Here is a 26,488-nt window from a genome sequence, read left to right as displayed (position 1 = left end):
GGAGGACGTCCGCTTTGTGAAGTTTAAAATACTCTTAGATTCAGAGGCATTCGCAGCGCGACTCACCTTGCAGTGTGGTGTGCCTATGAGCTCTCAGACCTACCGCGGGCCGGCCTATCGGATTCATACCGAACGATTGATCGTGCGCTGCCTCAACCCGGCGGATGCGCGTCTCTTTCAGGAGACGGTCGACGATAACCTGGAGCATCTTCGCCCCTGGCTCTCCTGGACACGGCATGAGCCGCGCGACCTCAACGAGAAGATCGAGCGGTTGCGTCAGCTGCGCAGCGCTTTTGATGCGGGGCGAGATTTTGTGTTCGGGTTGTTCACGCCAGACCAGACCCGAATGCTGGGGGCCAGCGGGCTGCAGACGCGGCCGGGCCCCGGCGCGCGTGAGATCGCCTACTGGGTACATCGCGATCACTGCCGCCAGGGGTTGGCCACCGAGGTGGCCGCGGCGCTGGTGAAGGTGGCCTTTGAGGTCGAGGGCGTCTCGCGGGTGGAGATTCACTGTGATCCGCGCAACACACCAAGCGCGCGCATCCCCGAGCGCCTGGGCTTTGAGCATGAGGCCACCTTGCGCGGCCGCAAACGCGACGCGGCCGGCAACACGTGTGATGAGATGATCTGGACGCTCTTTAAAGAGCGCTACCCCCAGAGCCCTGCGCGTCAGGCCGCGGTGTGCGCCTTTGATGTGGTGGGCAGGAAGTTGCTCTAGGGGCAGCGCATCATCTTCAGTGCTGACTGCGGAGGATCTGCGGGCGATCTTCGGCCACCACCCGACCTTCGAGGTGGCGTGTGGCGTCGGGGTGCTTTTGCAGGTAGCGGCGCACCGCGTCGTGGGCATCCAGGGTGTGGGTGCGCGTATTTCTGGCGTTGGGGATGCGGCAGAGCGTGTCGGGGTGGTCGCCCTCGCGCTCGCAGGCGGTCAGCGTGTAGACCCGCGTCTCGTCGAGAAGTTCGCCGCCCACGCGGATCTCCACCACGCGCGCTCCGGCGGGGGCGTCGGCTTTAAAGCGCACGCTCATGTTGGAAGGCCGAGGGATCCAGCCCCCGAAGCGGTCGGCGGGGTTGTGGGCGAAGACGTTCTCAAGCTCACGCTCCCAGAAGGCGCGGATCTGCGCGCCGGTGACTTCCCCGGTTTTGAGCTCGGTGACCACCGGGTAGAACTTCCAGAGGTCACCCTCGACGATGGGGCCGGGGAGGACGGGGTTTCCGAATCGAAAGCCGTTGGAGAGGGCGATCTCGGTGCCGGTGGCCTCGCGCAGCGCGTCGGAGAGGAGGTTGTCGAGCGTGGTCTCAATGACGTTGTGCCTGGCGAGGCCCCCGGAGGTATGGCCGACCACTTTTGAGAGCTCGTCGCGGGTGGCGGCGGTGGCTTCGTCGATGATGGCGAGCATCTCCGGGTCTTCGGGGAAGTCGTTTGCCGTGAGCTCAATAAGCTCCCAGCGTTTGTCGATGAGATTGCCATCTTCAAGTGTGAGGTCGAGGCGACCGATGAAGGATCCGAAGGCGCCGGGCTCGACCACCCAGGTGCCGTTTTGCACGATGGGCGCGTAGGTGCGCTCGTGGGTGTCGCTGGAGAGGTGCACGTCGACGCCCTCAAGCTCATCGGTGAGTTGCACGGCTTTGGCCAGGCCGATGTGGGAGAGGAGCAGCACCACATCGGCGCCCTGCTCGGTGCGCAGATCGTCGATGAGGGCGGGCAGCTCTTCGGGGCCCTGGTAGCTCAGGCCCTGGCTGTAGGCGGGGGGCTGGCGCTCGGGCACGTCCGGGTCGGTGTAGCCCAGCACGCCCACCTTCAGCTCGCCGAACTCTCGGACGATGTAGGGCGGAAAGAGGCGCTCACCGGTGGCCTCATCGCGCAGGTTGGCGGCGAAGAGGGGGAAGTTGAGCTCGGTGGCGCGCTGCTTGAGTACCTCGGGGCCGTAGGCCACCTCCCAGTTGCCGGGGATGGCCGCGTCAATCCCCAGCGCGTTGAGCGCCGGGACGATGGCGGCACCCTCGGTGAGTGCGGCTTCGCCGGCCCCCTGGAGGGTGTCCCCCCCGTCGAGCACAAGCACACGGCCGGGGCGCTCGGCTTTGATGGCGTCGATCGCTGCGGCCACGCGCGCGAAGCCCCCGGCCATCTCCAGGCGGTCGTCTTCGCCCTCGTGCCAGAAGAGCTCGGGGTGCTCGTAGAGCTGGGCGTGCAGGTCGGCGACAAAGAGCACGGTGAGCGCTTCGCCGGGGTGTTCGGTGGCTGGCGAGTCGGCCTGCCGCGTGGCGGAGTCCGGGGTGGCAGGGGCGTTGGCGCAGGCGGCGATGAGCGCGCCTGCGGTGATTGCTGCGGTGGAAATGGTCAGTAAGTTCAGGTGTTTACGCATGGGTGTTGAGCCTTGGCGATGACAGTGTGAAGCCCGTAAATGGCCAGAAGTTGGTCTCAGAGCTCGATGCTCAAGAAGCCCTCGCGTTGAAGTCTGAAGATCTCGACGAAGGCGTTATCGACGACGGTGACCTCGGGGTGGAGTGCCTCGACATCCACGTCAAATTGCTCGAGCGAAAGTCCGCAGGCGACCACGCGGCTGCCGCGCTCGGTGAGGCGCTCGATCTGCGTGGCGAGCTCGGGTGTTATGTCCGCTTCGACGAGTGCTTCGACGGCGGGGCCGCAGGCCACGACGTCGGCGCGGGAGGTGGGCGGGTTGTCACCCTCGAGCAGCGTGTGGGCGGTGAGCAGGGCGACTTGAAGGTGACGCTCGGTGCGCACGCTGAGCACGGTGCGGGAGGGGGCCGCTTCAGCTGGCGAGGCCGAGGTGGGGCTGGCGCCGGCGGTCGAGGAGGCGGTGGTGGCGCAGCCGGCAACCATGAGCAGAGTGCCGGTGAGCAGCGCGAGGGTGAGGTGTCGGGGGTGTCGCATACAGGCTCCAGAACAAGGGGGAGTAGAAAGGTCGGCGAGTAGGCCGATCCGGGCGAAGATCGCTCAGCGTGTGGCTAAGGCGCGTTTTTTGAGGGTGTCGAGCGCGAAGACGTCGGCGCCGTGGGCGATGAAAAAGAGCAGCCCGCCGGCCAGGCCGATGTTTTTGAAGAGCGGTCCCATCGAGGCCATGCTGCCGACCTGCACCGTGACGGTGATGGGGATGAGGAGTGTCAGAAGGCCCAGGGCGGCCGCGCGGGTATAGAGGCCCAGAAGGAGGGCGAGGCCGCCGATCAGAAGCGCGACGCCGCTGAGCACCACCAGAGGTTGGGCCGGGGCGATGGCGGTGGCCAGAAAGCCCATCGGGGAGCTCTCCAGGCGCGCGGCGGTGCGCGAGGGATCGATCAGGTGGTTGAGGCCGGCGACGATGAAGATGCCACTGAGCATCATGCGAAAGAGCGCCCGGGAGAGGGGTTCCAGTCGTCGGGCGCGGTGTTGCAACGAAGCGATCATAAACGTCCTTAGGTTAAATATTTCGATGATTGTTTAAGTGTGTGGTGTGCAAGTACGCGCCACACACCTCCTCGACACGCTGGCACGCGCGACGATCGTGGGAGGATCCGAGTCGGAGTTCAGGTCAGACGAGGTTGAGAGGGGGATGCGGATGTGGGGCAGGCCGCGGGTGGGAGCTTACGCGGCGTGGTCAGACTCCTCGACGGGGAGGCCGGCGGCGCGCCACTCCAGGATGCCGTCGGTGGCGCGGTGGGCGTCGAGGCCGGCGGCACGCATCTTCTCGACCCCCTGGATGGCCGCCACGCAGTAGGGGCCGCGGCAGTAGGCCACGATGGTGCGGTCGGTGGGGAGCTCTTTGAGGCGTTGGTCGAGCTCGTCGGCGGGGATGGAGCGGGCGCCGGGGACGTGTCCGGCTTCAAACTCGCGCTTGCCGCGCAGATCCAGCACGATCACCTCTCCGCGCTCCGCCCGCTCCAGCAGCTCCGGGGTGTTGAGCAGAGAGAGGTTGTGGGGATCTTCGGCGTAGGTGTGCATCAGGTCGCGGACTTCGGGAAGCTCCGAGAGCCCCATATCGCGAAGCGCCAGCCACACCCTTCGGGTGGCCTCATTGGCCAGCCCGTAAAAGACATGCTTGCCCTCTCGCCGCCCGACCACAAGGCGGGCCTGCTTGAGGACCTTGAGGTGGGTGCTGGTGTTGGCCATGCTCTGGTCGAGGCGACTGGCCAGCTCTTCGACCGAGCGCTCCGACTGCGCCAGGATGTTGAGGATGCGCAGCCGGTGGGGGCTGGCCAGGGCCTGACCGACCCGGGCGAAGGCCTCGTAGAGCGAGTTGGGTAAGTCTTCGATGGTCATGGCGACTCCGATGCTGCGGGGCTTTCAAACGAACGATTCGATGATCGTTTAAATCTCGTCGAAGGGCTAAGCGGTGAGGAGGTGGATTCTATTTCCAGACGTCTGGTCGGAATGGCCCCGCTGGCAAGCGCTGTGCCTTGCCAGCGGGGCTTCAGATCAGCGCCAGCTGGTGATGGCGCCCAGGTCGTGGACCTCCTCATAACCCTTGGAGAGCAGGAAGCGGCGGGCCATCGAGCTTCGGTTTCCCGAGCGGCAGTAGAGCACCAGCGTGCGGTCTTTTGGCAGCTCGGCGGTGCGAGCCTCCAGCTCCTGCAGCGGCAGGTTCAGGGCGCCGGGGATATGGCGCTCGTTGTACTCTTGAGGGGTGCGCACATCGACCAGAAGGGCGCCTTCGTCGACGAGCTGGCGAGCGGTCTGGGGATCGATAAAGTTCATCTTCTTCCTCACGATCGACAGGGCGATGAGGATGACCAGCGCGATCAGCGCCAGGGTTGTCAGGTTGAATGTCATCGTCGTCGTCCATGGTTTGGGGGATGGTTCGTTTCTCGGAAGATGAGCTTTGCGAGAGGCGTGCCAACCTGAAAATTCGGCGAAGCTACGTGGTCGAAGGCCTGCGATGTCTCAAAATGGAGCGGTCTTGATTCAAATTCGTTTCAACTGTTTCTAAATTGTTTAGTTGGTGCAACGCCGCGGGTGAGACGTGCGAGGAGGCACTGGGGGGTGTCGAAAACGCATCGATACGTTATGTTACGACGATGCGCCCGATCGGGCGTCTGTGAACGATCGAATGAGCCGAGCGGGGGGCGCGTTGATGCGCTTTTCCTCGTGGTGTGGATGATTCGGATTGGAGGACGAGATGGCCATCATGATTCCCGCGCACCCGCCGAAGGTTGAGCTCAAACGGCGCGCCGAGCGCGAGCTCTGGGAGCGTTTTCGCGACAAGCTCAGCGATGATTTTCGGGTGTACCACAGCCTGCCCTACCTCCGGCAAAACGGGGGGCAGGGGGAGGTGGACTTTCTGGTGGTGCATCGCGAGCTGGGGATGCTGGTGGTGGAGTGCAAGGGATCGGGCATCGAGCGTGACGGTGGTCAGTGGTACCGCAAGAAACACGACGGGCGTCGCGAGCGCCTGACGAAGAGCCCGGCGGAGCAGGCCCGCGGCCAGATCGAGCATATCGTCAAAGGTCTGGGCGATCCGATGCGTCGGGCGATCGGCACCACGCGCACCCGCCAGTTTCCCTTGCTGTACGGCTGGGCGGTGGCGTTTCCCTTCGGGCCGGGGCCGAGCAAAGAGACGCTGGATTTTCCGCCGGAGGTGCTTCTGTGCTCCCGGGAGTTAACCGGCGACCTGGAGGACGCCATCGCGCGCATCATGGCCTTTCATGGCGCGAAACTCCCGGTGCGGATTGCGCCCTTGAGTCCGCCGGATTTCGAGGCGGCGTGTGCGGTGATCAGCCCCGATGTGGAGGTGCCTTTTGAGACGCGGGCGGCCAGCCTGGATCGGGAGCGCGAGTCGCTCATTAAGCTCTCCGAACATCAGCAGTCGGTGGTGCGCGGGTTGATGGCCAACCCCCGGGTGCGGGTGCAGGGTGGGGCGGGAACGGGGAAGACCTTGCTGGCGCTGCACGCCGCGCGGGAGATGGCGCGACGCGGCAAGCGGGTCTTGTTGACCTGTTTCAACATCGGGCTCGCCGAGCATCTGGCCGAGTGCATTGAGAAGCGCGGCGAGGGTTTTAAGGGCAGCATTGAAGTCACGCATTTTCACGGGTTGTGTGAGCGGGCGGCGACGCTGCTGGGCCGACCCTTCGGGCCGCCGCGGGGGGCAGCGCGCGAGGAGAGCGCGGACTTCTGGATGAACAGGAGCGCCGCGATCCTGCTCGACGCCATCGTGGAGGGGCATCCAGAGGTGCGGGGCTGGGATGCCATCATCGTCGATGAGGGGCAGGACTTTGGCGAGGACTGGTGGGCGGTGCTCGACGAGTCGCTGGCCGATCCGCAGCAGGGGCATCGCTGGATCTTTTACGACGAGCGCCAGACCATCTTCGGGCGGCCCTCCTGCGTGCCCGATGATGGGATGCTTTTTATGCTGAGCGAGAACTTCCGCACCACTCATGAGATTTGCGAAGATCTCAACCAGCTCATCGACACCCCGATGCACCCCCACGCGCTGGCGCCGGCTGGCGAACCCACCACGGTTTACCCGATGTGGGGTCCGTCGAAGATGCAGAAGAAGTTGGCGGAGCTCCTGGAGCAGCTGACCGATCGGGACGGCGTCGCGCTCGATCAGGTGGTGATCTTGAGCCCGCACAGCCCGGAGCGTTCCACCCCCGGGGCGCCGGAGGAGCTGGGCGGAGTGAGGCTCGTATATGAGATCGCCGAGCGCGGGCAGGGTGTGCTCTTCACCACGATTCAGTCCTTTAAAGGTCTGGAGGCCGAGGTGGTGATCCTGGTCGATGTCGACGTCGACGACGACTGGTATTCGCAGGAGCTTCGTTATGTGGCGGCCTCGCGGGCGATGCTGCGCCTTTATGTGTTTGCGAAGTCGAGCTGGCCGAACTGAGCGGCGGGCGCGTCACGCGGGCGCCTGAACATGGGAGATGGCGAAACGAAAAAAGCCGCGCCCGAGAGGGGCGCGGCTTTTTTCACGTCACCTCCATGAGGCTCAGAGGTTGGTGCCCAGCGAGATCGTGAGGTCGCCACTGGTCGTGTCGGGGAACGCACCGTTGAAGTTGGCCTCGACGATGTAGAGACCCGGCTGCGCCAACACGCTTCCTGTCAGTACGCTGCCGTAGAAGCTGATATAACCGACGTAAGGATCATCGACCGAGTTGGCGCGGTTGACGTTGAGACCGTTGAAGACGGGCTGTGCCGGGTCGCCGCTGGTCGCGCTGGTAAAGATGAGCGGGTAGGAGGACGCCGGAAGCGCCTCATCAACGCGCACGGCGACGAAGGCGGCGTTGGGTCCCGCCCACAGGTTGGCGCTGCGCTCCAGTGCGACGGTCTCCGGGAGGTCGATGTCGTTGAGCGTGACCATCGGCACCGTGCCCAGGCTGAGGACTGTGGGCTCGGAGAGGAACCAGCCCCGCTCTTCACCGCTCAGCGCATAGGAGAAGGTGTAGGTGCCCGCTTCTTCGAGCAGAAGACGCAAGGAGGAGTTCATCGGGCCATTGTAGATCTCGACGCCGCCGGGGTTGGTGACCGTCAGGTTGAGCGCGGAGCTGCCGATGCTGCTCTGGGAGGTGACGTTCACAAGCTCGTTGGCCTGGGCTTCGTAGGAGGTCTCCAGCGTCTCGCCAGGGGCGAGCGCCAGGGCTTCGACCAGCAGGATTTGAAGGGAGGCCAGGTTTCCGAAGGAGGACTGGTTGCCCAGCGTGAAGCTGAAGATGTAGTCGCCCTCAAGGCCGGTGAGTGAGACGTTGGAGCCGTAGGCGTCCCCGATGAAGACGTCTTCGGTGGGGGTGAGGAAACGGTCGTAGACGTTGAAGAGCTGCGCCATCACCTCGGGTTCGATCGACTCACCGCCCAGGTTGAAAAAGAGCTGGCCGATCCAATCGAAGTCGGCCGAGAACTCGGTGAAGATGTGGTAGCCCGGGGGCATGAACTGGTCGTAGGCGATCTGGCGCATGCGGCCGCCGACCATGTCGCCGAGCTGGCGGGCCTGCTGACGGCGCAGGCGCCACATGATGTTCTCGACGTCGTTTTCGGCGTCGGGGTTGGTCAGAGTGACCGTAAAGGTGGTGTCGGCCGCGGCGCGCTCGAAGAAGTAGCCGGGGAAGGTCTCATCATTATCATCCACGCCGCTGGTGCCTTCGCGCGAGAAGATGACGTCGTCGGCTTCGTCGCGGATCTCCATATCCAGAGCGCCGGGGTTGGTGGCGATGGTGGCACCGAAGAACCCGCCCATGCCACGGCTGAAGCTGCCGGCGAAGATCTCGCCGGCCTTCACGGTGACTTCGCGGGTGATGGAGTCGCCGGCGGGCACGCTGATGGGGGTATTGAGGCGAACCTGGGCCTCATCGCCCCCCGGGGTGCGGTGGTACCAGTCGAGAATGATGGCGCCGTCTTGCATGATCGCGTTGGCCATTGGCAGGTGGGCGCCGGCCGGCGGGAAGACCTCGCGAAGGCTGATGCCAATGGAGCCTTCCATGCCGGCGAGCTGCAGGAGAAACTGAGGGTTGCTCTCCAGGAGCTGGCTGTCGAAGTAGGCGATCAGCTCGTAGTTTTCGGGGATGTGCTCAAGCTCAAGCTCGATGGCCTCGGCATCGACGCCAGCGTCGACGACGAAGTAGTTCTGGCCGGGCTGGCTCAAGTCGATGGTGTAGGCCTGATCATCGCTTAGCGCGGTGGGCTCGGCCTGACCCTGGTGCTCGAAGGTGGCCACGTAGCGCCAGTCGGTGCCGCCGTAGGCGTTGGAGCGCTCCTCGTCGCCGCTGAGGGCGCCGGGGATGATCTGCACGGTGTAGGTGCCCTCCTCGGTGAGGAAGAGCTGGCGGGCGTTGACGCCCTGGCCCAGGTTGCCGCTGAAGCGCTCGTAGCCCCTGGGGCCGATGACGCGGAAGGCGGCGTCGGGGAGGCCCAGGTCATGGACCGAGACGTGCACGAGGTCGCCGAACTGGCCTTCAAAAGAGATGGCGGGTTTGACCGGGACGGGCACGCCGTCGGCGTCGAGGACCGGCGCGCCCAGGGTGCCGGCCACGATCTGACGCTCGCCTTCGACGAGCTCCAGCATCACGCCGGACTCTTCGCCGACCTTACCCTCGGCGTCGAGGGTGACGTCGGCGTCGCGGGCGAGCTGTTCGGCTTCGGAAAAGCAGAGGCCATCGAGGATGATGTCGCCGGGCTGGCAGCGGGCCTCAGGGGCGCAGCGCTGGGCGTCTTCGCTCCAGAGGGTGCCCTCTTCGCAGACGTCGGCGGTGGGCACGCAACGGCCGCTCTCGATGTTGAGGACGGTGCCGGCGGTGCAGGCGTCTTCGGCCGGCACGCAGCTGCCGTCGTCGGCGCGGGTGGTGCCTTCGCCGCAGGTGGTGGGCTCGACGACCACGCAGAGACCTTCGTCGTTTTCGACGGTGCCTTCGCCGCAGGCGGTGGGTTCGGCGACCACGCAGCTGCCGTCTTCTTCGACGGTGCCCTCGCCGCAGGTGACGTTGATTTCATCGTCGCCTCCACCGCAGGCGGCAAGGCTCAGCGCCATCGCGCCGCTCAGGGCAATGAGGCTTCGACGGGAGTTTCGAAAGCGCGAGAGGGTCATAGGGGACTCCTGTGGAGAAAAACGCGTGAGGATCGATGTGTTTGAAAATCTCAGGGATGGGGTGCGTGCAGAACTGCTGCCGCGCGTCGGACTCGCCCCTGCGAGGGATATAGGTAACAGGAGGCTGTTAACAGATTGTTACGAATCGAGCAAATCGAAAGCGCACAGCTTTTCGCCCGAAAGGGTGAAGTGACGGGGGGAGGGGCCTTGAGGGGAGACGGAGAAGACGGCAGAGTGAGCGCGTGGTCGGGTTAAGTTCGCGCCGGGCAGGGGAGTTGGGATGAGAGATGTGGATGGTGGGTTTGATGCGCTCTACCGGGAGCACGCGCCGGCGGCGCGTGCGACGCTGATTCGTTTGCTGGGGGATTTTGAGCTGGCCGAAGACGCGCTGCACGAGGCCTGGATTGTGGCGATGCAGAGCTGGGTGGATGATGGCGGGGCGCTGCAGCTGCCGGCAAACCCGCGGGCCTGGCTGATCTCGACGGCGCGTTTTAAGGGGATCGACCGGCTGCGTCGGCGGGTGCGCTACCGCGAGAAGTTGGCGCTGGTGGCGGCCGGGGAGCCCTCGGCCAGTGAGGCGACGCCGGAGCAGGCGCTGGTGGACGCGACCGTCTTTGAGGACGACCGGCTGCGTCTGATCTTTACCTGCTGCCATCCCGCGCTGAGCCGTGAGGCGCAGGTGGCGCTCACCTTAAGAGAGGTCTGCGGGCTGAGTACCGAGGAGATCGCGCGGGCGTTTCTGTTGCGCGCGCCCACGCTGGCGCAGCGTATTGTGCGGGCCAAACGAAAGATCCAGAGCGCGAAGATTCCTTACGCCATCCCCGAGGCGGCCGACATCCCGATGCGGTTGGAGGCGGTGCTCAGCGTGATCTACCTGGTCTTTAATGAGGGGTATGCGGCGAGCTCGGGAGATGCGTTGATTCGTCGAGAACTCTGCCTGGAGGCGATCGGGCTGGGGAGGCTTGTGGTGGATCTTCTCGACGAGCCCGACGGGGAGGCGCTGGGCCTTGTGGCCTTGATGCTCTTAAGCGAGTCGCGGCGCGTGGCGCGGACCGATGCCCGGGGCGACCTGGTGCTCCTGGAAGATCAGGATCGCGCGTTGTGGGATCGCGAGCTTATGGAGGAGGGGCGGGCGTATGTGGCGCGCGCGTTCGCCACTGGCGAGGTCGGAAGCTATGCGCTGCAGGCGGCGATCGCCGCGGTGCACGCCCGCGCTGAGACCTTTGAGGCGACCGACTGGGCGGAGATCGTGGCCCTCTATGATCTTCTCTATGAGGCCTCCGACTCGCCAGTGGTGGCGCTCAACCGGGCGGTGGCCCTGGCGATGCGCGACGGGCCCGCGGCGGGTCTGGAGCTTGTGGAGGCGCTTCTGCGCGACGATGCGCTCAAGAATTATCACCTGGCGCACGCCGCCCGAGCCGATCTTTACCGAAGGTTGGGGCGAAGGGAAGATGCACGCGTGGCCTACCGGCGCGCGCTTGAGCTGACGGAACTTGAGCCCGAGCGCCGTTTTCTGAGCAGGCGTCTTCAGGAACTCGACGGTTAAGGTCGCCGGGGCGCGGTGTTTAATTACCGATGCATCAATGAGGCGTGTCGATCGCGGCTGTGCTTCTTCGACTACAGGATGAGCGTAAGGCAACGCCGGAAGTCGGGCGCGTATGCGATCCTCGCTGCGCGTTTTTTTAACTCCCCCAACCCACGGAGGTTTTTATGAAGTATGTCTGTCTGGTGTACGGCGAAGAAGAGGCGATTCGCGGCGTCGACGACAAGGTTTGCGCGGCCTACGGCCAGGAGCTTCAGGAGCGCGGCGTGTACCTGGGAGGTCAACCCTTGATGAGCGTGGAGACGGCGACCACCGTGCGGGTGCGCCGCGGGGAGGTGACCGTGACCGACGGTCCTTTTGCGGAGACCAAGGAGCAGCTGGCGGGCTTTTATCTGATCGAAGCGCGCGATCTTAATGAGGCGATTCGCATCGCCTCGGGCATTCCGCCGGCGCAGGTGGGCTCGATTGAGATTCGGCCAGCGCGGGAGCTCGACGTCGAGGGCTGATTTTTTCCTCTCGATGTCGATCGCGTGTGTCGCGCTTCGACCAGGGGTTGAAGCCGGCCGGGGATGGTCCGCAGCCGGCAACGTGATGTCGACTCGCACAGGGAGTACGTTATGAAGATCGTGACCTATTTGAACTTCGATAAAAACTGCAAAGAGGCTTTCGAGTTCTACGCCGGGGTGCTGGGCGGCAAGCTCACCATGCAGGTGGTCTCGGAGTCGCCGGCAGCCGAGCATATGGCGCCGGAACATCAGAACTCGGTGATGCACGCCTGTCTGGAGGTGGGTGAGCAGGTGCTGATGGCCTCCGACACCATGAACGCCACCTTTAAAGCGCCGCAGGGGTTCTCGGTGTCGCTGCAGTTTGAGACGCCGGAGGAGGCCGAGCGCGTCTTCGCGGCGCTGGCCGAAGGCGGCGAGGTGACGATGCCTCTGGAGAAGACCTTCTGGGCGCTGCGTTTCGGGACGCTCCACGATCGTTTTGGCATACCGTGGATGATCAACTGCAACGAGCGCGAGTGCACCTGAGCCGGGGGGCTTAGCCCTCGTCGTCGGTGGAGTTACCGAACTTCTCCGCGGCGTCGGGGTGGATGCCGTGGGTGACGCTTAAGCCGAGCTTGCTGCGCAGAAAGTGCTCGAAGGTCATCCACTCGTCGCCCACGCGGATGGATTTGGTCCAGGCGCAGAGGGTGATGAAGCGCTCGGGCTCTTGCAGGTCGTGGAGGTTGGTGATGAAGCGCTCCAAACTCCCCAGAAGTTTGCGGGTGGTCAGGCGCAGCTCCATCTGCTCCATGACCAGCGCGGCCAGGTCGTGGAGGGTGTCGCGATCCTCCTGAGCGAAGTCGCGAGGTTCAAAGCCCATCACGGCCAGCGCGCCCAGGCGGTGGCCCTGCCGGGTGATCAGGGGGGCGGCGGCGTAGAAGCGCAGCCCGAACTCGCCGGCGACCAGGGGGTGAGCCAGAGTTCGGGGATCGTCGAGGGCGTCGCGGATCATGTACGCTTCGTCGCTGAAGACCACCGAGGCGCAGAGGCCCGGATCGCGACCGACCTCATCGATGTCGATGCCGTGGCGCGCCTTGAACCAGACGCGATCCTCATCGACCAGAGAGACCAGTGCGATGGGAGCGTCAAAGAGGCGAGCAGCCAGCTTTACGATGCGATCAAAGGCACCATCGGGCGGGGTGTCCAAAATCGCGAACTGGCGCAGCGCTTCGAGGCGCTCCTTCTCGGCAGCAGTGAGTGGGAAAGGTTTGGGCATACGACTCCAAAACACGTGAAAATCTCCGGCGAAAGCCAGAGCGGGAGCGGCGCTCAGGACCGTCCCCGGAGTAAAAAAGGAAAGTTGACCGAGTGCGTTAAGAATAGAGGATTCGGCGCTGTGGTCCAAAGAGGGAAGGGTCGAAGTTGTGTGACAATTCCATCCGGCGCGCTCAGGGCGCGATGCGCTACGCTTCCATCCCGTCGAAGCCGTGGGCGGGTGGCGGGACGGTGTGCACGTTCGAGCGCGTTCATGCGTCCGGGGGGGCGTCAGGGCTCGAAGTTCCAGACGTTGAGTGAGTTCGCGCTGAAGAAGCGATCGGAGGAGCCGCAGCGCTGGTGCACGCTGGTGCGGCAGCGGCGATCGAGGTCGTAGGTCGCGCCGCGCGGGGTGTATTTGGCGTTGGGCAGCGCCTGGCTCCAGTCGATGACGCCGGCGTACCAGATGTCGCCGGGGCGCCCCAGCCAGCCGTGCTCATAGAAGCGGGGGTAGAAGACCGGCGTCTGATTCTCGGAGTGGACGTAGACGTCGGCGGAGATCTCCGCGCGCAGCGCGCGCAGGTTGTCGCGGCTCTCCACAAAGGCCACGCCCACGTGGAGGCGCTCGGAGGGGGGGAAGCGCAGGTTAAGCTGGTGATCGAGGGGGGCGGAGCGGTCGATGTCGACATGGACCGGCTCAAAGGCACTTTCGTTGAGCGGAGCGCCCAGGCGCGTAAAGATGCAGCGCTCCGCGTCGCCAAATCCGGTGGCGTCGTCGCGGCAGAGGATCAGCGCGGCGCGCGCGCCCATCGGGTTGTCGGCCAACTCGGGATGTCGCCAACCCAGGCGCAGCTCCAGAGCGTTGGGCGTGTGGGCCAGCCAGTCGACCTCGTTGAAGTCGGTGCAGACCATGCTTTGCTCGGTGTCGGGATCGTAGTCGCCCGGGGTGCCGGGGATGTTGAGAGGATCGCAGCCGTTGCAGAGGTTGCGCTGCGTGCAATCATCTCGCCCCAGCGGATCGTCGGGAAGTTGGGGTGGATCGATGGGGTCAGCGTCGATGTCGGTGTCGGACGTGTCGTCGTTCGCGTCGGCATCATCGCCAGCGTCCTCGGAGGTGTCTGCATCGCTGGCGTCGGTGCCGGTGTCCGCGCTGGCGTCGACATCGTTTTGGTCGGCGTCCTGACCGGGCTCCTCGTCGAGAGGAACGCAGATGCCCGCGTTGCACGCCTCGCCAGTGAAGCAGTCCGTGTCGTCGGTGCAGCTCACCGCGGAGTCGGAGGTGCAGGCGCTCAGGGGCAGCGTCGAGAGCAGCAAGAGCGTCAGCGGCAGCGAAGCCTTACGGAGAGCGTCAACGATCGACATAGCGAAGCCGTGGAAAACATGGTGGCGTGTCGACGCCCCATGGTCAGTGTGAGTTCCGAACCCGAACGCACAGGCTAGTCGAAGTGGAGGAGCTGAAACAAGACGCGCGTTGGCGCTGCCCGGGTGGGGCTCTGTCACTCAACCGTCTTTGAGCGGGCCCATCTCGCGCAGCTCGTCGATGTGGGCGTCGACGGCCTGATGTTCGCGGCCGACGAAGTCGCGCACCGCCTCACGCAGGCGTTCATCGGCGATATAATGCGCGCTGTAGGTGGGCGAGGGGGTAAAGCCGCGCTCGTACTTGTGGTCGCCGCCGGCGCCGGGCTCAAAGACCTCGATGCCGTGGTCGATCGCCCACTCGATGGGGGCGTAGATGCAGGCCTCAAAATGGGCAAAACGCACCTCGCGTTCGCAGCCCCAGTAGCGGCCAAAAAGATGGGTGGTGTCCGCCAGGTTAAAGGTGCCCCCGAAGGGGGCGCCGTCTTGCTCGAGCATCACCAGGTGGAGGTTCTCGCGCAGGCTGTGGGCGATCTCGATAAAGAAGCGCTCGTTGAGGTAGCGCTGGCCGTAAACGTGCGCGTCGACGGTGCGGGCGTAGTAGCGGAACATCCGCCGCATCACCTCCTCGGTGAGCGCGTCGCCCTGGAGGATGCGGGCGTTGACGCTCTCGCGTGAGAGATCGCGGCGCTCGCGGCGGATCGAGGCGCGGCGTTTGCTGCGAAAGGCTTTGAGGAAGTCGTCAAAGTCTTCAAACGGAGCGTCTGTGAGCGGGGAGCGGTTCTGCCAGTGGTACTGCATGCCCGCGCGGATCGGCAGGTCGAGATCGTCGAAGAGGGGGCGATCCTCGGGGCGAATGAAGTTAAAGTGCAGCGATGAGAGGCCGGCGTCATCGGCCAGCCGAATGGAAGCCTGAATCAGCGCGCGGGCGATCGCGTCGGCGTCGGGGCGATCGGGGTCGACGAGCACGCGCGCGCCGCTGACCGGGCTAAAAGGCACCGCGGCCACGGCCTTGGGGTAGTAGGGGATGCCCACGCGGTGGGCGGCCTCGGCCCAGCTCCAGTCGAAGACGAACTCCCCGCGGGAGTGAAACTTCAGGTAGAGGGGAACCGCGCCGAGGAGGGTGTCGTCGTCATCGAAGGCGCACAGGATCTGGGGGACCCAGCCGCTGGCCTCATCGAGGCAGCCGGAGCGCTCCAGGGTGCTCAAAAACCCGTGGCTTAAAAAGGGGTTGGTGATGCTGGCGATCGCGTCCCACGCCGGGGCGTTAAGGTCGCTGACGCCGGCGCGGATCTCAATGCGAAGGGAGCTCATGGGGGCCTCAATCTACGGCAACTTCGGGACGTGCGGTGCGGGCGATGCGCGTTTCACACCGCATTGTGTGACTTCGTTACGGCGGAGCGTCTGGCAAGGAATGCGATTGTTTGAGGCGGGCGTTCTGTGCGACGATAGGCCGGCAGATGACGAGCCCGGCTCAGACCTTTCACGTATGCCCAGGAGCGCTGGATATGCAGGTGGCGCAAGATCAGATCGTCAAAAAAGTCCTCGCTCGGCAGCCCTACCCGATGCTCTTTTCGAGCGTGGTGGGGAGCCATCTTTACGGCTTTCCCTCGTTTGACTCCGATCATGACATCCGCGGGGCGCATATTCTTCCGCTGGAGAATGTGGTCGGCCTCTACAACGAGCGCGAGACGCTGGAGCTGATGGAGACGGTGGACGGGGAGAAGATCGATTTTGTCTCGCACGATGTTCACAAGTACTTCACGCTCCTGCTCAAGCGAAATACCAACGTACTCGAGCAGATCTACTCGCCGCTGATCCATCATCGCACGGCGTATTTTGATGAGCTGCGCGAGATCGCCGGGGAGTGTCTGACCAGCAACCACGGTCATGCCTACCGCGGGTTTGCCCAGAAGATCTGGTCGGTGTTTGAGAAGCAGCGCAAGCTCAAGCCGCTGCTCTACGTGTTTCGCACGCTGCTGACCGGGCTCAACCTGATGGAGACGGGCGAGGTGGAGGCCAACATCATGCGCCTTAACCACCGCTACCGGCTGCCTTATCTGGGGGATCTGATCGCGTTGAAACTTCACGGCTCCGAAGAGACGCTGATGGAAGACGCCGATATGAGTTTTTATGAGGGGGAGTTTCGCCGGTTGATGCGACGGCTCGACGACGCGCGTTTTCACAGCGATCTTCCCGAGGAGCCGCGCGGCAAGCCCGAGCTCCACGATCTGCTGGTGCGGATGCGTCTGGAGCACGGGCAGGCCGGCTGAGGCGATTGGCCCGGTCACATGTCTGACAACTTCGGGGGGGCGTCAGGCCACGTAGATGGTCTTGATGTTGGTGAACTCGTGGATGCCTTCTGCGGCGAGCTCGCGGCCAAAGCCGGAGTCTTTAATGCCGCCGAAGGGCAGGCGCGGGTCGCTTTTGACGATCTCGTTGACGGCGACAAAGCCGGCGCGCAGGCGACCCACCAGGGTGTGGCCGCGGCTGCGGCTGGTCCAGAGGCTGGCGCCCAGGCCGAAGTCGCTGGTGTTGGCAAGCTCAATGGCCTCGTCGGTGTCGCGGGCGCGCACCACCGCGGCGACCGGACCGAAGGTCTCTTCGGCAAAGGCGGGCATCTCGGGGGTGACATCGACAAGCAGCGTGGGGGCGTAGAAGTAACCCGGGCGGTCGAGAGGCTCCCCGCCGACCAGGCAGCGCGCGCCCTGGCGCAGGCTGCGTTTGACCTGCTTATGCAGCTCGTCGCGAAGATCTTTTCGGGCCATGGGGCCCACGTCGATGTCTTCGTCGTGCGGGTCGCCGACCTTGAGCGCTTCGATGGCGCTTTTGAAACGCGCGACGAACTCGTCGTAGACGGCCTCTTCGACGATGAAGCGTTTGGCGGCGATGCAGCTCTGCCCGTTGTTCTGAAAGCGTCCCTGGACGGCTTTTTCGACGGTGTGGTCGAGGTCGCAGTCCGCCAGCACCACGAAGGGATCGGAGCCGCCGAGCTCCAGGACGCATTTTTTGAGCGATTCGCCGGCCACCGAGGCCACAGCGCGGCCGGCGCGGGTGGAGCCGGTCAGGGTCAGCGCGGCCACGTCGCTGTGGCGGATGAGCTCCTCGGTTTTGCGGTTGTTGATAAAGAGATGCTGGAAGGTGCCCGGCGGGAAGCCGGCGGCGTCGAAGAGCTCGACGATGTCGCGGGCACAGCCCGGGGTGCTCGACGCGTGTTTGAGCAGGGCGACGTTGCCGGCCATCATCGCCGGTGCGGCGAAGCGGAAGACCTGCCACAGCGGGAAGTTCCAGGGCATGATCGCCAGCACCACCCCGAGAGGTTCGTAGGTGACGTAAGAGTCGGAGGCCTCGGTCTCGATGTGGCGAGCTTCGAGGAGGCTGCCGGCGTGATCGGCGAAGTACTCGCAGGCCCAGGCGCATTTTTCCACCTCGGAGCGAGCCTGGGCGATGGGCTTGCCCATCTCGTCGGTCATGCGGCGGCTTAAGTGGGTGATGCCGCGGCGCAGCTCGTCTGCCAGCAGGCGGAAGTGGCGCGCGCGCTCGACGATCGGGGTGTGGCGCCAGCGCTCAAAGCCCTCGCGCGCGGCGTTGAGGCGCTCGACGACCTCGTCGTTGGTGTGCTCGGGGAACTCCGCGATGAGCTCTTCGGTGGTGGGGTTGATCGCGCGCATGGACACCTCGGTGGGAAGCATGGGTCATCAAAGTCGTTGGCGGGGGCCAATCTAATCGCCGCGGCGCCGGGCACAACCGCAGGTTGCAGGCGCTCGGATTGGGGAGGCCAGGTAAGCAGAGAGGCTTCAGTGGCGCTCGGGGTGGTCGCGGAGCGCGCGGAGGGCGTCGGCGGGGAGCTCTTCGAGAAGTTCGGTGGCTGAGAGGCGCGCGCCCTGCGGTACCCAGCCCAGGCTGTGCGCCAGCAGGCCAATCACCGCCGGGGCGTCGAGACCTCGCTCGCGCAGCACATCGAGCGCGTCGGAGCCGTCGCGTTTGGAGAGGCGCTCACCAGCCTCATCGCGCATCAGGGGCACATGCCAGAAGCGGGGCGGCGGCTGATCAAAGGCTTCAAAGAGCGCGATCTGGCGCGCGGTGGAGTCGAGCAGGTCGTCGCCGCGTACCACATCGGTGATGCCCATCAGCGCGTCGTCGAGGACGACGGCGAGCTGGTAGGCGAAGATGTCGTCGGCCCGACGCAGCACGAAGTCGCCGACGTCGCGGGCCAGGTGCTGGCGCTGCGACCCGCAGATGAGGTCTTCAAAAAGCACCTCGCGCTCCCCGGCCACAAAACGCCAGGCCGGGGGGCGGTCGGGGCGCTCCTGCTGACGAACTTCGCGCTCCGAGGCGCTCAAATGGCGGCAGGTGCCCGGGTAGATGATGCCGCCGGGGCCGTGAGGGGCGCTGGCGGCCTCGGCGATGTCTTTGCGCGAGCAGTAGCAGGGGTAGACCAGGCCCTGGGCCTGAAGTCGCAGGAGCGCGGCCTGGTAGAGCCCCACGCGCTCTGACTGATCATAAGGGGCGGCCGGGCCACCGAGATCGGGGCCCTCGTCCCAGTCGAGGCCGAGCCAGCGCAGATCGTGGAGGATCTTCTCGGCGCTGCCCTCGCGCACCCGGGGCTGGTCGAGATCTTCCATGCGCATCACAAAACGCGCGCCGGCCTGGCGGGCCTGAAGCCAGGCGACCAGCGCGGTGCGCAGGTTGCCCATGTGCAGATCGCCGGTGGGGCTGGGGGCGTAGCGCCCGGCGGGGCCCTGGCGGCGAAGGTCAGCGGCGCGCTCAAAGAGAGGATCGAGATCGGGCAACGTCATAGTCAGCGTGTGGGGCTAAAGGGGCGGAGCAGCGTGGGCGCGTAGTATAAGCGCATTCGCCGCCTTGCCCACCTGCCCATCGTGCCCGATGTGCCTCAACGCTCAGCGACGGGTGGGGAAGGAGGAGCTGGGCGCCGGGGTGTCGGGGGCGACCCGCGGCGCCGGCGTTGTTTTGGCCGGCGTTTCGTCGGCGTCGTCGGTCGCTTTGTCGGCGTCGTCACCCTCGTCAGCGTCGTCGCCGGAGGTCGTTGACGCCGGCGCGATTGCGGCCTCCTCGCTGGCCTCGCCATTCGACTCTTCGGCGGTCACGGTGTTCTCCGGCGCCTCGTCGCTCTCGCAGTTGGCGCGCACCGGGCAGAACTCCGGGCTTGTGCCGTCGAGGTAGCTCTGAGGCGGCATGCGCACGAAGGTGTGCTCGGGGCGCAGGCGGAAGCGGCCGGCGGGGATGTGCTCTTCTGCGGCAGCCATCGCCTCGACCGCATCGTTGAAGGGTCCAAGAAGGCGTGCGGTGGGGGCCTCATAGCGCTCGATGGCCACCTCGCGCAGCTCGGCGGCCTGGCCGAAGCGGCCGCCGGCGCTCTCAACCTCCACGGTGGTGGTCTCGCCAGTGGTGTGGCGCACATCGCTCAGGCTCACCAGCACCACGCCGTAGAAGGGGCCGTTATGCGGGGGGCTCAAGTCCTGGCGGGTGTAGCTGACGATCATCGCGCCGCTCAAGTTGTTGTCGGGGCGAAAGGCGCAGAGCTGCTCGGTGCGCAGGATGCGAATGGGGGCGCGCTCTTCAAGGGCGATCTCGACGCGGGCCAGCTCCATGTCGTGGCGGCCGACGTAGAGGCGGTCCCCGCGGCGCGCGTCGTGGCTGGCGAAGAGGGCGAAGATGGGGGTGTGGGCGTTGGGACGCTCGGCAAAAAAGCAGTGGGCGGCGTGGGTATCTCGCCCCCTTAGCGAACGCTGCGCGGTGCCCTCGGTCACTACCGGATCGACGGAGACCGTATGCCAGCCCAGCCGCCCCTCGTAGGTGGTCTGAGCGGTGCCGATCACCTCCGGCGCTCGCCAGGGATGTTCGGGCCGGGGACCGTGGGCGATCTCGCGGATGGGAGGCGGCATGGTGCCTTCGTAGCGCATGCGCTGGGCGATGGTGGCCTGCTCGGCGGCCAGGTGCACCAGCAGCTCCGCGCGGCGCAGCGGGGGCTGAATGCACTCCTCGCAGCGCACCTCCTCGGGCTCGGTGGGGGCGCTGGCGCAGCTCATCGTGCCGCTGGCCAGAAGCAGCGCGCAGCAGTGTGCGGCGATCACGAACGGAGCGTGACGTGGCATGGTCTCCCCCTTCAAAAAAGTTTTGCGGGCGGTCCGCTGGCGCATCGGCCGACGGGCTCTAACGTATTGACCCTAAAGGGAAATTTAATCACCGCATCCCGCGCGAAAAATGCGGGGTGGGGGATTGACCGCGCCCCTGGCGAGCGCAAGATCGCGCCACGCGAAGCAGTCTTGTGTCGCGGGCATTCAACGGTCTGGCCGCAGGGGAGACACGCATGATTTTGATCACGGGACGACGCGCTCCGCAGGTGCCTCAGGTGCTTAAGGAGCAGGGCTTTGAGGTGGAGATTCGCGACGGTGCAACGCCGGAGCATGCCTCCTCGGGGCCGCAAGGGATTGAATCGAAGGGGGACGCCGAGGTGGTGGTGATTGAGGGCGACGCCAGCACGCTGCAGCGCGTTTTGAGCGCGTCGCGCGAGGTGACGCCGCGCAGCTCTCGGGCGCTGCGCGTGGCCTTTACCTACAACGTCAAACGCGGCATCGCCGGGGACCAGGAGGCCGAGTTCGACTCGCCGCGCACCATCTCGGCGATCGTGGAGGCCCTGCAGGGCTGGGGCTATGAGGTCGTGCCTATTGAGGCCGGCCCCGACCTCCCAGCTCGCCTTGATGAGGTGGCGCCCGACCTTGTCTTCAACATCGCCGAGGGCTGGCACGGGCGCAGCCGCGAGAGCCAGGTGCCGGCGATGCTGGAGTACCGTGGGATTCCCTTTGTGGGCAGCGACTCGGTCTCGATCGCGCTGACGCTCGACAAGGTGCTGGCCAAGCGGCTGGTGGCTTCGGCGGGCCTTGATACGCCGGCGTTTCAGGTGTTTCGGGCGGCTGATGAGCCGCTGAACCCGGCGCTGAGCTTTCCGCTGATCGTCAAGCCGGCCTGTGAGGGCTCGAGCAAAGGCATTGGCGAGGGCGCGGTGGTGCATGATGAAGAGGCGCTGCGCGCGCGGGTGCGCCATCTGCGCGAGCGCTACAACCAGCCCGCGTTGGTCGAGGCGTATATCAGCGGGCGAGAGTTCACGGTGGCGGTGATCGGCAACGGAGCGGAGCCCTGTGTGCTGCCGGTGCTGGAGGTGGCCTTTAATGAGGCCGCTGGCGAGTTTCCGGTCTACAGCTACGAGATCAAGCAGGAGATCGTGGCCGGTGCGCGCTACCTCTGCCCGGCGCCGATTGACCGGGAGCTGGCCGAGCGCCTGGCGCGCCGCGCCCGCGAGGTGTTTGCCGCGCTGGAGCTTCGCGACCTGGCGCGGGTGGACTTTCGTCTGGCCGACGACGGCACGATTCATTTTCTGGAGGTCAACCCGCTGCCGGGTCTTACGCCCGACTACAGCGACGTGTGTCTGATCGCCTCGGCGGCCGGTCTGACCTACCAGACGCTGGTGGGGCATCTGATGCGCGCGGCGCTCACGCGGATGGGATTCCCTGAAGAGGCGATGCCCGGGGTGGTGCCGCTTACGACTCTGGCGGCGGGTGTGGGCCTGGGGGAGGTCGTGGGTTGAGCGAGCAGGTTAGCGTCAGACCCCGCGGCCGAAGGCCGCGGGCGCGCGAGGCCGGCGTGCGCATCGGGAGGCTACCCTGCGGGCCGCTCAACGCCATCACGGACGTGGCCGGGGTCAAGGTGGGGCATCGCACCCTGATGTCGTACGACGGCCAGGTGCGCAGCGGCGTCACCGCGATCTTGCCCAACGACAACCCCTACGAGGAGCGTGTCATCGGCGGGAGTTTTACGCTCAATGGCGCTGGCGAGGTCTCCGGCCTTGTGCAGGTCAACGAGTGGGGGCTGATCGAGACGCCGATCTGCCTGACCAACACCTTAAGCGTGGGCGTGGTGCAAGACGCGGTGGTGCAGTGGATGGTGCGCCGCCACCCCGAGATCGGCCGCCGCGGCGATGTGCCGATTCCTCTGGTGGGAGAGTGCGACGACTCCTGGCTCAACGACATCGCCGGCGGTCACCTGCGCGCTCAGCACGTCTATGAGGCGCTTGATCGCGCGCGCGGCAGCCGGGTGCGTGAGGGCAACGTCGGCGGCGGCACGGGCATGATCACCTGCGACTTTAAAGCCGGCGTGGGCACCTCCTCGCGGCGCTTCGGGCCGCCGGAGCGAAGCTACACCCTGGGCGTGCTCGTGCAGTCCAACTTCGGGGTGATGAACGATCTGCGTATCGCCGGGGTGCCCGTCGGTCAGGTGCTCGAGCGCGACTACGAGGGCTACGATCGGCGTCGGGTGAACTACGGCAGCATCATCGTGGTCTTCGCCACCGACGCGCCGCTCCTGCCCAAGCAGCTGGAGCGCGTCGCCAAACGCTGCGCGCTGGGCCTGGGCCGCGTCGGCAGCATGGCCGCACACGGGTCTGGCGAGATCATCCTGGGCTTCTCAACCACCAACATCGTGCCGCGCCACCCCGTAGGCTGGACCGGCTCGCTGGTCTACGTGCACGATCAGCACACCCGCGACCTCTACGAGGCCGCCATCGAGGCCACCGAAGAGGCCGTGGTCAACAGCCTCTTCGCCGCCGAGTCGATGTCGGGCTTTCTGGGCCGCTATGTGCCCTCACTTCCCCTCGACGACGTCCGCCAGATCATGGCCTCCCGCGGCTGCTGATTTTTTCAGTCAGGGAGTTCTCTCAATCAGGGAGTTCTCTCAATCAGGGAGTTCTCTCAATCAGGGAGAAAGGCGTCGTCAGGCGATGTGATGAGAGCAGGACGGCTGCCAGGCCCTGATTGAAAAAACCTGATTGAAAATCATTGGAAATTAGCGATCGCTGGCGGCTTCCAGGTTCAGGCCGCCGGGGGAGGCGTAGGAGACGTGGCAGGCGTAGCCGTAGCCCACCACGCCAAAAGGCTCGTCGGCGCTGAGCGTGTGGAAGCCGGCGTCGACCTCCAGCGTGGCGACCTCGAAGCGGCCGCGGCTCCCCACGAGCTCCCAGCGCGAGGCGGGGATGGGTTCGCCGTCGATGCGCACCTCCTGGCCGGTGGGCACGATCACGTTGAGGTAGTCGCGCTCATAGTTTTGAGGGGTGAGCACGATGTAGTTGTCGCGGAACTGGTCGGTGGGCACGCCCGCCGACATCGCCGGGTCGCCGATGCCGGTGGGGTTGTTGAAGTCGATGCCCTCGTCGCATTCGCGGGGGATGCCCAGCCAGTTGGAGCCGACCATGTATTGCATCAGGGCCACGGGCTTGCTGGCGCCGAGCTCAAAATGCTCGCGGGCCTCAAACTGGCGCCATTCGCCGGCCTGAAGCGTGCGGCCGTGCACGCCGTCAATCGGCGGGTCGGTCTGGATCTGGGTGCCGTCCTCCGAGGCGATCACCCGCCAGACGTCGGGCTCGGGCTGCGAGCCCACCGCGCGCGGGCTGAACTTGGAGCCCACATAACGCGTGCCCCAGGCCTCCACCGGAAGCAGCACCGACTCGATGTGGTCGCAGCGGTTGACGCCCAGCACGACGTTGCCGCATTGGTGGCCACCAAAGACGGTGATGGGTTGCTCGGCGATGATATGCGTGCCGGTCAGGTCGGGGCAGGGGGAGGTCTGCTCGGGCGGCCCGTCGGGGGAGGCCAGGCAGCCTTCCTGCTGCGCGGCGCTGAGCTCCACGCCTGAGGTCGACAGGTTCAGCGACTGACCCGGAGCGAGCGTAAAGACGCGTTCTTCGCCGGCGAGGATCGCCGGCACCCCCGGCCCGCTGATCACCTCCGCCGAGGGGGTCACCCGCACCTCGTTGGGCTGGTTGGTGGAGTTGACGATCGTCAGGTAGCCGCGGATGCGCGTGGCGCCCCCGCGGAAGTACCAGCTCATGCCAAAGTACTCGCGCCCCACCGAGTTGGTGGGGAGCAGCAGGGTGCCGTCGTTGGAGTAGACGTCGACGTTGTTGAGCGGGTTGAACTGGTGGGCGACCACCGGGATGGAGCTCGTGACGCGGATGGCGTGATCGTCGAAGACGCGGGTGCCGCTGTGGTCGTAGCCTACCGGGATCGAGAAGATGCGCGCCTCCCCCGGGGGGATGGTCGCATCAAAGGGCTGGCCCTGGCTGTCGTTGAGGAGCTCGCGGCTGGTGGCGCCCTCAAAGAGGCGCACCCGGGCGTCGAGCTCCTCGTTGGGGTTGGTGATCACGATGGCGTGGGGCTGGCTTAACGCCTCTTCGAAGTTGTCGAGGTCGGCCGACCAGTACTCGCAGCCGATGTAGCTGGAGACCTTGGTGGAGATCTCGCAGAGCTCCTCGCAGGCGCCGTCAAAACACTCCGTGCCAGTGGGGCAGCGCTGGCCCGGCACGTAAGCGCCGGCCTCGTTGCAGACCTCGAGCTGGTCGCGACCCAGGCAGCGGTTGATGCCCGCCTGGCACTCCGGCTGGCCGCAGCGGCCCTCCTCGCAGGTGGCGCCGCCGGGGCATTCGGCCTCGCGCCACGCGGTGCCGGTGGCGTTGCAGAAGCGCTGCAGCCCCTCCTCGGTGCAGGCGTCAAACGAGCCGGGCTCGCAGAGCTGGTCGGTGCAGCGGGCCGAGGCCGCGTCGCAGCGAAGATCCCCCTCGCACACGGTGGTCTCCCAGCCGGTGGCGTCGGCGCGGCAGACCTCGAGCGTCAGCGCATCGTCGCAGCGCGCCTCCCCGGGCACACAGACGGTAGCCGTGTCGCCGGCGTCGTCTGCCGTGTCGGCGTCGCCCGGGCCTGAGGCGTCGGGCCCTTCCGTGGTGTCGACTGGCGAGGAGCAACTCGCCGCAAAAAGCGCGGCCAGCAGCAGCGGGAGAAGCGTTGAGAGGGGTGAGCGCACGTTAAACCCTGGTGATGGAAACAAAACACGCGGCCTGCCACCAAACAGCGCGGGCCGCGTGCTTTATGCCGGGGCGGCGCTCACCGGCCTGGTGAGCGCCGCCCTGGGAAGGGACGCCGGGCGTAAGATCAGGCCGGGGTCTTCGCCGAAGATTCGGGCGTGCGCCGCTTGGGTGCGTCGGCCGGCGCTTTTTCAGCCTTTTTCGCGGTGGCCGGGCTCTCGGGCTTTCCCGCCACCGCGCCGCCCTGTTTGAAGGTCTCGGCCGGCGGGTGGTGGTAGGCCGGGTCCATCAGGCACTCGCGCATCGTCGTGACAAGTTTGCCGATGTGGTAGCCGTCGTAGCAGCGGTGATCGAGGGTAAACGACGCGCTCATCACGTCGGCCACCTTCACCTCTCCGTCGACCACCGCCGGGGCCTTATGAACCGCCCCGGGCAAAAGCACCAGCGGGGTGCGCGCGGCCGGCACCAGCGGCGCAAGCCCCAGACGGATGTTAAAGGGCGCGCAGTTGGTGACCATGCCGCTTCCGAAGGGATCGTCGCGGATGCCCAGCTTGCCCAGATCCACGGGCACCGCAAAGGTCAGCACGTCGACCAGACGCATCACCGCCGGCAGAAGCAGCGGCGGAATCTTGTCGATCATCGACTTGGTCTGCTCGATCTCCTCGTCCTGCCCCTTGCGCACGCGCGTGGCGCGGCTGTGCAGGTAGTCGGCGATCTCGACAATCGAGAGGCGGTCGGCGTTGCGGATCTTCACCCCGCTCAAATCGGCGTCTTTGCCGTCGCCGCCGGCCACGGCCACCTGACAGAAGATGTCGATGTTCTCGCGCTGCAGCACCCGGTTGCCGACCACGATCACGTTGAGCTCGGGGTAGAGCGAGAACATGATCGCCATCGACTTGACCAGATACGCCGTCATCGTGACTTTCTGGCCAGAATACTCGCTGACCTCGTCGAGGTAGGTGAGGATCTTGTCGGCCGGGTGGGTCTCATGGCCGTAGACGGTGGGGTCGGAGGGGCGGTTCCACATGCCCACCGAGAGCTTTCGCCACGACGAGGTGCGGGTGGGTTTTTTCCAGAGTTTGGCCATCGGGGGCTCCCGTGTGCAGCGCCGAGCGGGTCGGCGGCGTTGGTAGAAGACGACTCAGCAGCGCGGCGAATGTAGCGGTCGCGCTCGCCAGCATCAAGGGAACCGGCATGCTGGCGAAGCGATGCCTGGCGAGCGGTGACGACGGGGGGCTGATGGCCTTCAGGCGGTGTTCGTCGATGCGACGAAGCTCCGCGACTACCCATAAGGGGGTATTCTGGGAAGTGACGAAGGAGGTCTTAAGGGCTTTGGAAGGGCTTCGTCGAGGTGACGAGCGGCCAGGTTTACCCATAAGGGGGTATGCGTCGCGTTGACGAAGTGGGTCTTAAGGGCTTCGGAGGGGGTGCGTCGAGGTGACGAAGGGGGTCTTAAGGGCTTCGCAGGGCTTTT

The 26,488-nt window shown here is 65.8% G+C and carries 22 protein-coding genes; 8 read left to right on the top strand and 14 right to left on the bottom strand.

The window, feature by feature from the left end; translation table 11 throughout:
* The first annotated feature begins 85 nt into the window (after positions 1–85).
* Positions 86–718 (top strand): GNAT family N-acetyltransferase, encoded by a 633-nt coding sequence (locus FRC96_RS21335; RefSeq protein WP_146977578.1) that lies wholly within the window; start codon positions 86–88, stop codon positions 716–718.
* Between the two features lie 16 nt (positions 719–734).
* On the opposite strand, the gene FRC96_RS21330 is transcribed toward FRC96_RS21335, so the two are convergent.
* The 5 genes from FRC96_RS21330 to FRC96_RS21310 all read right to left on the bottom strand — a co-directional run bounded on the left by FRC96_RS21330 (position 735) and on the right by FRC96_RS21310 (position 4,768).
* Complete coding sequence (locus FRC96_RS21330; RefSeq protein WP_146977577.1) at positions 735–2,366, bottom strand: bifunctional metallophosphatase/5'-nucleotidase; 1,632 nt, start codon at positions 2,364–2,366, stop codon at positions 735–737.
* Positions 2,367–2,422: 56 nt separating this feature from the next.
* Complete coding sequence (locus tag FRC96_RS21325) at positions 2,423–2,896, bottom strand: DsrE family protein (RefSeq protein ID WP_146977576.1); 474 nt, start codon at positions 2,894–2,896, stop codon at positions 2,423–2,425.
* Between the two features lie 63 nt (positions 2,897–2,959).
* Positions 2,960–3,406 carry a DoxX family protein gene (locus FRC96_RS21320; RefSeq protein WP_230470552.1) on the bottom strand — a complete coding sequence of 149 codons (447 nt, stop codon included), beginning with the start codon at positions 3,404–3,406 and terminating at the stop codon, positions 2,960–2,962.
* Positions 3,407–3,583: 177 nt separating this feature from the next.
* Positions 3,584–4,258 (bottom strand): ArsR/SmtB family transcription factor, encoded by a 675-nt coding sequence (locus tag FRC96_RS21315; protein ID WP_146977575.1) that lies wholly within the window; start codon positions 4,256–4,258, stop codon positions 3,584–3,586.
* Positions 4,259–4,414: 156 nt separating this feature from the next.
* Positions 4,415–4,768 (bottom strand): rhodanese-like domain-containing protein, encoded by a 354-nt coding sequence (locus FRC96_RS21310; RefSeq protein ID WP_146977574.1) that lies wholly within the window; start codon positions 4,766–4,768, stop codon positions 4,415–4,417.
* A 346-nt stretch (positions 4,769–5,114) separates the two neighbouring features.
* Here FRC96_RS21310 and FRC96_RS21305 point away from each other — a divergent pair, with 346 nt between their 5' ends.
* Positions 5,115–6,818 (top strand): nuclease-related domain-containing DEAD/DEAH box helicase, encoded by a 1,704-nt coding sequence (locus tag FRC96_RS21305; RefSeq protein ID WP_146977573.1) that lies wholly within the window; start codon positions 5,115–5,117, stop codon positions 6,816–6,818.
* A 102-nt stretch (positions 6,819–6,920) separates the two neighbouring features.
* Here FRC96_RS21305 and FRC96_RS21300 read toward each other — a convergent pair whose 3' ends face one another.
* Positions 6,921–9,506, bottom strand: a complete 2,586-nt coding sequence (locus FRC96_RS21300; RefSeq protein ID WP_146977572.1) for a hypothetical protein — start codon at positions 9,504–9,506, stop codon at positions 6,921–6,923.
* Between the two features lie 280 nt (positions 9,507–9,786).
* On the opposite strand from FRC96_RS21300, the gene FRC96_RS21295 reads away from it, so the two are divergent.
* From FRC96_RS21295 to FRC96_RS21285, 3 genes are all read left to right on the top strand, one after another.
* Positions 9,787–11,052: an RNA polymerase sigma factor gene (locus FRC96_RS21295; RefSeq protein WP_146977571.1), complete on the top strand. Its 1,266-nt coding sequence runs from the start codon at positions 9,787–9,789 to the stop codon at positions 11,050–11,052.
* 164 nt (positions 11,053–11,216) lie between these two features.
* The gene (locus tag FRC96_RS21290) at positions 11,217–11,555 is read left to right on the top strand and encodes a YciI family protein (protein WP_146977570.1); all 339 of its coding nucleotides are present in this window, start codon (positions 11,217–11,219) and stop codon (positions 11,553–11,555) included.
* 111 nt (positions 11,556–11,666) lie between these two features.
* The gene (locus FRC96_RS21285; protein ID WP_146977569.1) at positions 11,667–12,080 is read left to right on the top strand and encodes a VOC family protein; all 414 of its coding nucleotides are present in this window, start codon (positions 11,667–11,669) and stop codon (positions 12,078–12,080) included.
* 10 nt (positions 12,081–12,090) lie between these two features.
* On the opposite strand, the gene FRC96_RS21280 is transcribed toward FRC96_RS21285, so the two are convergent.
* The 3 genes from FRC96_RS21280 to FRC96_RS21270 form a co-directional block, all read right to left on the bottom strand.
* Entirely contained in the window at positions 12,091–12,810 is a 720-nt protein-coding gene (locus tag FRC96_RS21280; RefSeq protein WP_146977568.1) for a GAF domain-containing protein, read from the bottom strand.
* A 269-nt stretch (positions 12,811–13,079) separates the two neighbouring features.
* Positions 13,080–14,150, bottom strand: a complete 1,071-nt coding sequence (locus FRC96_RS21275) for a hypothetical protein (RefSeq protein ID WP_146977567.1) — start codon at positions 14,148–14,150, stop codon at positions 13,080–13,082.
* Positions 14,151–14,288: 138 nt separating this feature from the next.
* Positions 14,289–15,458 (bottom strand): GNAT family N-acetyltransferase, encoded by a 1,170-nt coding sequence (locus FRC96_RS21270; RefSeq protein ID WP_146977566.1) that lies wholly within the window; start codon positions 15,456–15,458, stop codon positions 14,289–14,291.
* A gap of 194 nt (positions 15,459–15,652) precedes the next feature.
* Here FRC96_RS21270 and FRC96_RS21265 point away from each other — a divergent pair, with 194 nt between their 5' ends.
* Complete coding sequence (locus FRC96_RS21265; protein WP_146977565.1) at positions 15,653–16,417, top strand: nucleotidyltransferase domain-containing protein; 765 nt, start codon at positions 15,653–15,655, stop codon at positions 16,415–16,417.
* 42 nt (positions 16,418–16,459) lie between these two features.
* Here FRC96_RS21265 and FRC96_RS21260 read toward each other — a convergent pair whose 3' ends face one another.
* The 3 genes from FRC96_RS21260 to FRC96_RS21250 form a co-directional block, all read right to left on the bottom strand.
* A complete protein-coding gene (locus tag FRC96_RS21260) occupies positions 16,460–17,815 on the bottom strand; it encodes an NAD-dependent succinate-semialdehyde dehydrogenase (protein WP_146977564.1) in 1,356 nt (451 codons plus the stop codon).
* Positions 17,816–17,941: 126 nt separating this feature from the next.
* The gene (gluQRS, locus tag FRC96_RS21255) at positions 17,942–18,943 is read right to left on the bottom strand and encodes a tRNA glutamyl-Q(34) synthetase GluQRS (RefSeq protein WP_146977563.1); all 1,002 of its coding nucleotides are present in this window, start codon (positions 18,941–18,943) and stop codon (positions 17,942–17,944) included.
* A gap of 102 nt (positions 18,944–19,045) precedes the next feature.
* A complete protein-coding gene (locus FRC96_RS21250) occupies positions 19,046–20,260 on the bottom strand; it encodes a hypothetical protein (protein ID WP_146977562.1) in 1,215 nt (404 codons plus the stop codon).
* Positions 20,261–20,475: 215 nt separating this feature from the next.
* Between FRC96_RS21250 and FRC96_RS21245 the strand changes: the two genes are divergently transcribed.
* Together FRC96_RS21245 and FRC96_RS21240 are read left to right on the top strand one after the other, a co-directional pair.
* Complete coding sequence (locus FRC96_RS21245; protein ID WP_146977561.1) at positions 20,476–21,750, top strand: D-alanine--D-alanine ligase family protein; 1,275 nt, start codon at positions 20,476–20,478, stop codon at positions 21,748–21,750.
* Positions 21,747–22,853, top strand: coding sequence for a P1 family peptidase (locus tag FRC96_RS21240; RefSeq protein WP_146977560.1), 1,107 nt, complete (start codon positions 21,747–21,749; stop codon positions 22,851–22,853). Before FRC96_RS21245 ends, FRC96_RS21240 begins: the two co-directional genes overlap by 4 nt.
* Positions 22,854–23,003: 150 nt before the next feature.
* Here the strand turns inward: FRC96_RS21240 and FRC96_RS21235 are convergent, their stop codons facing one another.
* Complete coding sequence (locus FRC96_RS21235) at positions 23,004–25,013, bottom strand: IgGFc-binding protein (RefSeq protein WP_146977559.1); 2,010 nt, start codon at positions 25,011–25,013, stop codon at positions 23,004–23,006.
* 128 nt (positions 25,014–25,141) lie between these two features.
* Positions 25,142–26,101 carry a 2-oxo acid dehydrogenase subunit E2 gene (locus FRC96_RS21230; protein ID WP_146977558.1) on the bottom strand — a complete coding sequence of 320 codons (960 nt, stop codon included), beginning with the start codon at positions 26,099–26,101 and terminating at the stop codon, positions 25,142–25,144.
* Positions 26,102–26,488 lie beyond the last annotated feature (387 nt).

Source organism: Lujinxingia vulgaris (genome assembly GCF_007997005.1).
Lineage (GTDB): Bacteria > Myxococcota_A > Bradymonadia > Bradymonadales > Bradymonadaceae > Lujinxingia.
This window is presented reverse-complemented; position numbering and strand designations above follow the sequence as displayed.